At 69.7% G+C, this 7982-nt stretch carries 6 protein-coding genes; 4 read left to right on the top strand and 2 right to left on the bottom strand.

Going from position 1 to position 7982, the window contains the following annotated elements:
• Positions 1–166: 166 nt before the first annotated feature.
• Both SK571_RS45795 and SK571_RS45800 read right to left on the bottom strand, forming a co-directional pair.
• The gene (locus SK571_RS45795; RefSeq protein WP_319990370.1) at positions 167–721 is read right to left on the bottom strand and encodes a hypothetical protein; all 555 of its coding nucleotides are present in this window, start codon (positions 719–721) and stop codon (positions 167–169) included.
• Positions 722–777: 56 nt separating this feature from the next.
• On the bottom strand, positions 778–2751 hold the full coding sequence (locus tag SK571_RS45800) for a thioredoxin domain-containing protein (protein ID WP_319990371.1): 1974 nt from the start codon (positions 2749–2751) through the stop codon (positions 778–780).
• Between the two features lie 55 nt (positions 2752–2806).
• Between SK571_RS45800 and SK571_RS45805 the strand changes: the two genes are divergently transcribed.
• The 4 genes from SK571_RS45805 to SK571_RS45820 are packed head-to-tail and all read left to right on the top strand — an operon-like array spanning position 2807 to position 7978.
• Positions 2807–4144 carry a 3' terminal RNA ribose 2'-O-methyltransferase Hen1 gene (locus SK571_RS45805; RefSeq protein WP_319990372.1) on the top strand — a complete coding sequence of 446 codons (1338 nt, stop codon included), beginning with the start codon at positions 2807–2809 and terminating at the stop codon, positions 4142–4144.
• On the top strand, positions 4144–6612 hold the full coding sequence (locus SK571_RS45810) for a polynucleotide kinase-phosphatase (protein ID WP_319990373.1): 2469 nt from the start codon (positions 4144–4146) through the stop codon (positions 6610–6612). The genes SK571_RS45805 and SK571_RS45810 overlap by 1 nt, the downstream gene beginning before the upstream one ends.
• A complete protein-coding gene (locus SK571_RS45815; protein ID WP_319990374.1) occupies positions 6609–7223 on the top strand; it encodes a nucleotidyltransferase domain-containing protein in 615 nt (204 codons plus the stop codon). Before SK571_RS45810 ends, SK571_RS45815 begins: the two co-directional genes overlap by 4 nt.
• Positions 7220–7978, top strand: coding sequence for a nucleotidyltransferase domain-containing protein (locus SK571_RS45820; protein WP_319990375.1), 759 nt, complete (start codon positions 7220–7222; stop codon positions 7976–7978). The genes SK571_RS45815 and SK571_RS45820 overlap by 4 nt, the downstream gene beginning before the upstream one ends.
• The last annotated feature ends 4 nt before the right edge of the window (positions 7979–7982 follow it).

Here is a 7982-nt window from a genome sequence, read left to right on the forward strand (position 1 = left end):
CACTAGGGCCTGTATCGAAGTCTGGTTCGATGAGAGCTGCGCTTGAGGTGGTTTCTGGTGGTGCGGCCGGACGGCCCGCATACCGGTGTTGTATGTGGGTCGTCCGGCCGTGCCGCCAGGGGCCGCCTCGGGCCCGGCTGTCGCGGATCAGACTTCGATACAGGCCCTAGGCCAGATCAGGCCCCTGCGAGCGGAGATCGTCGACCTTCGACATGGCATCGCGCAGTTCGCCGAGCCACGAGTCCGCGTGCTCGCCTACCAGGCGCACGGCCCATGCCAACGCGTCTGCGCGTGAGCGGGCCACGCCTGCAGCGACGAGCGTGTCGAGCACCTGGCGTTCTGGCTGACGCAGGCGCGTCATGACCGGCACGGCCAGGTGCGTGAACAGTTCGTGCGTGCCGCCCTGCACGGCGCCCCAGGCGACCTTGCGGCCGTAGCGGTGCTCGGCCTGACGGGCGATCTCGATGCGTTCGTCGCGCGTCTCCTCGCGCCAGCGCGAGATGCGGCCCGACTCGGCCGCGGCGCGGGAGGCCTCGTCGAACTCGCCCTCCAGCGGCGGGAGCGTGCCGATGACCGTGATCTCCTCGCGGTCGACGATCACCTCCGCTGCGCCGGTGAACCAGCCGTCTGGAAGCCTGCCCGCGAACCAGGCCGCCGCGTCGTCGGCCGAGGGCAGGTCAGCCTGCTGCCACCCGCCTCTTCCTCGCCATCCACGTCCCATTACAACCGCCTCTGATTACATGATTACGTTGTAACCGACGTTACGCCTGCAATCAGTCAGCGGGTGTTCGCCGTCAGCGAAGTGACCAGGGCTTCTACCGACACGACGGGCCGGTCGCACACGTAGCCGTGACACACGTAGGCCGCAGGACCTTCATCGACCAGCGGACGGTCTTCGAGCAACGGCACGGACGCCGGCTCTCCGGCCACGACGACGCCGCCTCCGGGCACATGGGCGACGGCCGCTGCCCACAGCGACGCACGGCGCGAGTCGTCGGCACCCACCACCGCCACCTGCAACGGGCCCGCGACCAGCGCCTCGGCGGCGGTGAGCCAGTGACCGGCGAACCGAGGCGCCCGCGCGGCCAGCAGACCGGCCCGCGTCACCGCCTCCGAAGCAGCGGTGAAGTAGCGCGAGGAACGATCAGCGCCGGACAGCAGGGAGGCCGTCAGCAAGGCCGAGGCCAGCGAGGACGCGCCGGAGGGCGACGCGTTGTCGGTCGAGTCCGCGGGACGCCTGACCAACGTCTCGGCGTCGTCGGCGGTGTCGTGGTAGGCGCCGGGAGAGTCCGGCACGGCGAACCGCGCGAGGGCGGTGTCCAGCAGGCCGCACGCGACGTCGAGCCACCGGATCGAGCCGGTGACCTGGTGCAACGCCAGCAGGCCGTCGGCGAGGCAGCCGTAGTCCTCCAGCACGCCGAACGACGGCCCGGCGACGCCGTCGCGCGAGGTCCGCAGCAGCCTGCCCTCGACCAGGTGCACCGAGGCCAGCAGCGACGCCGCCTCCGAGGCCGCCGTGATCCACGACGGCTCACCGAAGAACGCGCCCGCCTCGGCGAGCGCGGCGATCGCCATGCCGTTCCAGGAGGCGATCACCTTGTCGTCACGGCCGGGCTGCGGCCGCAGAGCGCGCTGGGCCAGCAGCGCGGCGCGCACCTCCTCCCCCGGCTCCGACACGAACCGCAACGTGGACTTGCCGTCCTCGAAGTTCGGCTCGGCGGTCACGCCGAACGCGGCAGCCGCTGAACCGAGCTCCTCGAACGACCACACGTAGGTCAGGCCCTCGACGCCTTCGGTGTCCGCGTCCAGCGAAGCCGCGAAACCACCTTCGGCCGTCCGCAGGTCCCGCAGCAGGAACGCGGCCGTGTCCCTGGCGACCCGCTCGTAACGCGCGGAACCCGTCACCCGAGTCAGGTGCGTGTAGAAGCGGAGCAGCAAAGCGTTGTCGTACAACATCTTCTCGAAGTGCGGCACCACCCAGGAGGCGTCGACGCCGTAGCGCGCGAACCCGCCGCCGAGCTGGTCGTAGAGCCCGCCGTTGGCCATCGCGTCGGCCGTCGCGGTCGCCATCGACACGGCCTCGACCGACCCGGTGCGTTCGTGGTGGCGCAACAAGAACTCCAGCACCATCGACGGCGGGAACTTCGGCGCGCCACCGAACCCGCCGTTGCGCCGGTCGAACTCGCCGAGCAACGACACCACCGCACCCGCCAGCACGTCCGCGTCCACAGCAGACGGAGGCAACGGGGAGGCGTGGCGTGAGATCTCCTCCACCACAGCGGAAGCGGACTCCAGGATCTCGCCGGGCCGCGCGGCCCAGGTCGCCGAGACGGCCTCGACGAGCTGCCGGAACGACGGCATGCCCGGACGGGGAGCCGGCGGGTAGTAGGTGCCTGCGTGGAACGGTCGCGCGTCCGGCGTGAGGAACACCGTCATCGGCCACCCGCCGTGGCCGGTCATGGCCTGCGTGACCTCCATGTACACCGCGTCGACGTCCGGTCGTTCCTCGCGATCCACCTTCACCGACACGAAGTGCTCGTTCAGGAACTGAGCAACCTCGGCGTCCTCGAACGACTCGTGCGCCATCACGTGGCACCAGTGGCAGGCCGCGTAACCGACGGACAGCAGCACCGGCACGTTGCGCCGCCGCGCCTCCTCGAACGCCTCCTCGGACCAAGGCCACCAGTCGACCGGGTTGTCCGCGTGCTGCAGCAGGTAAGGGCTGGTCGCGTCCGCAAGCCGGTTAGTCATGCGAACCACACTAAATGAGCAGCGCAGAGGCCGAATCTCGATCAGACTCAGGCTCGTGTTGCTCACCATGACCACCACGCACCAGCCGGCGACCGACCTGGGCCACCTGCTGCACAAGCATCCCGACCGGGCTCAGTCCTTCACGACGAGCTCGGGCGTCGCGCACGTCTTCTACCCGAAGGCGACGAACGAGGAATGCACGGTCGCCCTCCTGCTGGAGGTCGACCCCATCGCGCTCGTCCGAGGTCCCGGCAGCACGCTCACCCAATACGTCAACGACAGGCCGTACGCGGCCGGGTCGTTGCTCACGGTCGCGCTCGGCAGCGTGTTCCGCACGGCCATGAACGGCCGCAGCGAGAGCTACCCCGAACTCGCCGCGACGACGATTCCGCTGGTCATCCGCATTCCCGCACTGCCACACCGGCTCGCGGCACGACTGTTCACGCCGCTGGGCTGGACCGTCGAGACGACCGGGCACGGTGACTCGCGCTTCGGCGACGTGACGCTGACCGGCACCGTGAAGCTCAGCGACGCGCTGAAGCACCTCTACGTGCTGCTGCCCGTGCTCGACGGCGGCAAGCACTACTGGGTCGCGGCCGACGAGGTCGACAAGCTGCTCAAGGCCGGTGACGGCTGGCTGGCGGCGCACCCGGACAAGGAGCTGATCACCACCCGGTACCTGGCGCGCAAGCGACCGTTGATCACCTCGGCCCTCGAACGCCTCGCCGACGTCGACGAGGTCGAGCCGGAGGAGCTGGACAACGCGCTGGCCGAGCCGAAGATCTCCCTTGCCGCACAGCGCAAGGAGGCTGTGATCAAGGCGCTCAAGGAGGCCAGGGCCAAGCGCGTGCTCGACCTCGGTTGCGGTGGCGGAGCGCTGCTGCGCGCTCTCGTCAACGAGCCGGAGTTCACCGAGATCCACGGTGTCGACGTGTCCGCGAAGGCGTTGCAGGAGGCCGCGCGCAAGCTGCACCTGGACCGCATGGGCGACCGTCAGCGCGAGCGGATCACGTTGCGGCAGTCGGCTTTGACGTACGCGGATCCCGAACTGGCCGGCTACGACGCGGCGGTGCTGATGGAGGTCGTCGAGCACGTCGACCCGTCGCGCCTGCCCGCGCTGGAGCACTCGGTCTTCACCGTGGCACGCCCGGCGACGGTGCTGGTGACGACGCCGAACGTCGAGTACAACGTGCTGTTCGAATCGTTGCCGGAAGGGCAGATGCGGCACTCCGACCACCGTTTCGAATGGACTCGGCAGGAGTTCCAGGAGTGGGCGAACGGCGTCGCGGAACGCCGTGGCTACGCAGTGCGCTTCGTGCCGATCGGGCCGGAGGACGCCGAACGCGGCGCACCGACCCAGATGGCCGTGTTCAGCTCGGGAGACGTGAACTGATGGAACTGAAGATCCCTGACCTGTGTCTGGTGGTGCTCGTCGGCGCCTCCGGTTCCGGCAAGTCCACGTTCGCGCGCAAGCACTTCCTGCCCACGCAGGTGTTGTCGAGCGACTACTTCCGCGGTCTCGTGGCCGACGACGAGAACGACCAGTCGGCGTCCGCGGCCGCGTTCGACGTGCTGCATCACGTGGCGAGCAAGCGATTGGAAGCCGGACGCGTCACCGTGATCGACGCGACCAACGTGCAGCCGCAGGACCGCGCCCGGCTGGTCGAGGTCGCCAGGAAGGCGAACGTGCTGCCGGTCGCGATCGTGCTCGACACCCCGACCGAGGTGTGCCTCGCCCGCAACGCGCAGCGCCCCGACCGCGACTTCGGCGCGCACGTCGTGAAGCGGCACCGGGCGGCGTTGCGCCGCTCGCTGAAGTACCTCGGCAAGGAGGGGTTCAAGCGCGTCCACGTGCTGCGCTCCGAGTCCGATGTGGACAACTCGACGATCGTCTACGAGCGCCTGCTCAACGACCTCAGGCACGAGACCGGTCCGTTCGACGTGTTCGGTGACGTGCACGGCTGTCGCGCGGAGCTGGAGGAACTGCTCACCGAACTCGGCTACACCCTGGTGCGTGACGACGAGGACCGGGCGGTCGACGCGGTTCCGCCGGGCGAGCGCAAGGCCGTGTTCGTCGGCGACCTCGTGGACCGCGGGCCGGACACCCCCGGCGTGCTGCGTCTCGTGATGGGCATGGTCGCCAACGGGCACGCCTTCAGCGTGCGCGGAAACCACGAGGAAAAGCTCGTGCGGGCGATGCGCGGCCACAAGGTGACGGTCCGGCACGGGCTGGAGAAGTCGCTGGAGCAGCTCGCGCACGAGTCCGAGGAGTTCCGCCTGGCCGCGACGAAGTTCTGCGACGGCCTGGTCGCGCACTACGTGCTGGACGGCGGGAACCTCGTCGTCGCACACGCCGGACTGCCCGAGCGCTACCACGGCCGCGCGTCCGCGAAGGTCCGCAGTTTCGCCATGTACGGCGACACGACGGGCGAGACCGACGCGTACGGACTGCCGGTGCGCCTGCCGTGGGCGAACGACTACCGCGGCTCGGCGATGGTGCTGTACGGGCACGTCCTGACGCCCGAGGCGGAGTGGATCAACAACACCATGTGCCTCGAAACGGGCGTGGTGTTCGGCGGCAAGCTGACGGCGTTGCGGTACCCGGAGAAGGAGCTCGTCTCCGTCAAGGCACATCAGACCTGGTACGAGAACGACGCACCGTTCCCGCCGAAGGCCGTCGAACGCGCGCCGGACGTGCTGGCGCTCACCGACGTCACCGGCCTGCGCCGGATCGACACGTCGCTGATCGGTGCCGTGACGATCCGCGCGGAGCAGTCGGCGAGCGCGCTGGAGGTCATGAGCCGGTTCGCGATCGACCCGCACGACCTGATGTACCTGCCGCCGACGATGGCGCCTGTGGCGACCTCGCAGCGCGAAGACGTGCTGGAGCACCCCGAGGAGGCCTTCGCGGAGTACCGGTCCGCCCGCGTCGGGCAGGTGATCTGCGAGGAGAAGCACATGGGCTCCCGCGCGGTGTTGCTGGTGCGGAAGGTTGGCGGCGCGATCTGCACGCGCACCGGCCGCGCGTTCTTCGACGGCGCGCTGGGCACCGAACTGCTCGACGGCGTGCGTGCGGCGGCCAAGCCGTTGTTCGACGAGTTCGCCACGGACTGGCTGCTCATCGACGCCGAGCTGATGCCGTGGAACGCGAAGGCCTCCGGGCTGATCCGCGAGCAGTACGCGGCGGTCGGCGCGGCGGCGAACGGCGCGCTTCCGGTCGCGGTCGACGCACTGGCAGCGGCGGCGGCACGCGGTGTCGACGTCACGGAACTGTTGGCGCGCACGACTCAGCGCGCCTCGAACGCCGCTGCCTACAGCGCGGCGTACGAGCGGTACTGCTGGCCCACCGACGGGCTGGAGGGCGTGCGGATCGCGCCGTTCCAGCTGCTCGCGGCCGAAGGTCAGACGTTCCACGACCGATCGCACCTGTGGCACCTGGAGACGCTGGGCAAGCTCGAAGGACCGTTGTTCCAGCGAACCCGGCACCTCGTGGTCGACGTGAACGAACCGGAGCAGGTGGCCGCCGGCGTGAAGTGGTGGGAGGACCTGACCGCGAACGGCGGTGAGGGCATGGTCGTGAAGCCGCTGGCGAACCTCGGCGGACGCGTGCAGCCGGGCGTGAAGGTGCGCGGGCGCGAGTACCTGCGGATCATCTACGGCCCGGACTACACGTCGCCCGAGAACCTCTCGCGGCTGCGCAAGCGTTCGCTCGGCCGCAAGCGCGGACTCGCTCTGCGCGAGTACGCGCTGGGCATCGAGGCCTTGGAACGCCTCGTGCGCGGCGAACCCCTGTGGCGGGTGCACGAGTGCGTCTTCGGCGTGCTCGCGCTCGAGTCGGAACCGGTGGACCCACGACTGTGATCCTCGAAGCCGTGATCGGCTCGCACGCCTACGGGCTGGCGAGCGCGGAATCCGATGTGGACAGACGCGGGGTGTTCGTCGCGCCCACGGAAGCGTTCTGGCGCCTGGAGAAACCCCCGACGAGCGTCGAGGGACCGGACCCGGAACAGCTGAGCTGGGAGGTCGAGCACTTCTGCAAGCTGGGCCTGAAGTCGAACCCGACGGTGCTCGAGACGCTGGTGAGCCCGCTGGTCGAGATCAGCACGCCGATGGGAGAGGAGCTGCGGGACCTGTTGCCCGCGTTCCTCTCCCGGTACGCCGTGCGGGCCTTCACGCGCGCGACGGAGATGCAGCTGTCGCGCGCGGGCCGCAACCTCAAGCCGAAGCAGCTCATGCACGTCGTACGGTTGCGGCTGGTGGGGCTGAACCTGCTGCGCACCGGCCGATACGACATCACGGCGGACCGCTCGTTGCTGAAGATCCGCAACGGGGAGATGCCGTGGGACGACGCGGTCGCGTGGGCGCACAGGCTCGGCGACGAGATCGCTCAAGCAGAAGGCCCGTTGCCGGAGGACCCGGACCGGGCACGGGTCGAGGACTGGCTGGTGTCGGTGCGCAGGAGGATGTTGTGAGTTACGAGGTACCCGACCTGAGCGCCGTCGTCGCCGAGCAGTCGCACGACCTGCTGTTCGCGACCGTGTCCGGCGCACACCTGTACGGCTTCCCGTCGCGCGACTCGGACGTGGACCTGCGCGGCGTGCACGTGCTGCCGCTCGCCGAGATCCTCGGCCTGCGGCACGGCCCGGAGACCAAGGAACGGATGTGGGTGCGCGACGGCGTCGAGATCGACCTGGTCACGCACGACGTGCAGAAGTTCTGCCGGCTGCTGACCCGCCCGAACGGCTACGTGCTGGAGCAACTGCTCTCGCCGCTGGTCGTGCACACCACGGAGGCGCACCGCAAGCTGGCCGACCTCGCCGCGGGGTGCCTGACCTCACGGCACGGGCACCACTACCGCGGGTTCGCCGCGACTCAGTGGCGACTGTTCGAGAAGACCGCGGAGATCAAGCCGCTGCTCTACACGTTCCGCGCGCTGCTGACCGGTGTGCACCTGCTGCGCACCGGCGAGGTGAACGCGCACCTGCCGACGTTGCTGGAGAAGCTCGACGGCCCGGACTACCTGCCGGGACTCATCGAGGCCAAGATCCTCGGCGAGCACCGGGCGCTGGCCGGGGTGCCGGGCAGGCCAGCTCCCGAGCGGCTGGAGGCGGACCTCGCGCACTGGCACGAGGGGCTGCGGCAGGCGCGGGAGACCAGCGACCTGCCGGTGGAGCCGCCGGCCTTCGAGGAGGTCCACGACTTCGTGGTGGAACTCAGGTCGCGCTAGTAGC

The organism is Lentzea kristufekii, assembly GCF_033949925.1.
Taxonomy (GTDB): domain Bacteria; phylum Actinomycetota; class Actinomycetes; order Mycobacteriales; family Pseudonocardiaceae; genus Lentzea; species Lentzea kristufekii.

Coding starts and splice junctions, on each gene's coding strand:
- SK571_RS45810 (WP_319990373.1), top strand. CDS start 4,144: ATGGAACTGAAGATCCCTGACCTGTGTCTGGTGGTGCTCGTCGGCGCC.
- SK571_RS45800 (WP_319990371.1), bottom strand. CDS start 2,751: ATGACTAACCGGCTTGCGGACGCGACCAGCCCTTACCTGCTGCAGCAC.
- SK571_RS45795 (WP_319990370.1), bottom strand. CDS start 721: ATGGGACGTGGATGGCGAGGAAGAGGCGGGTGGCAGCAGGCTGACCTG.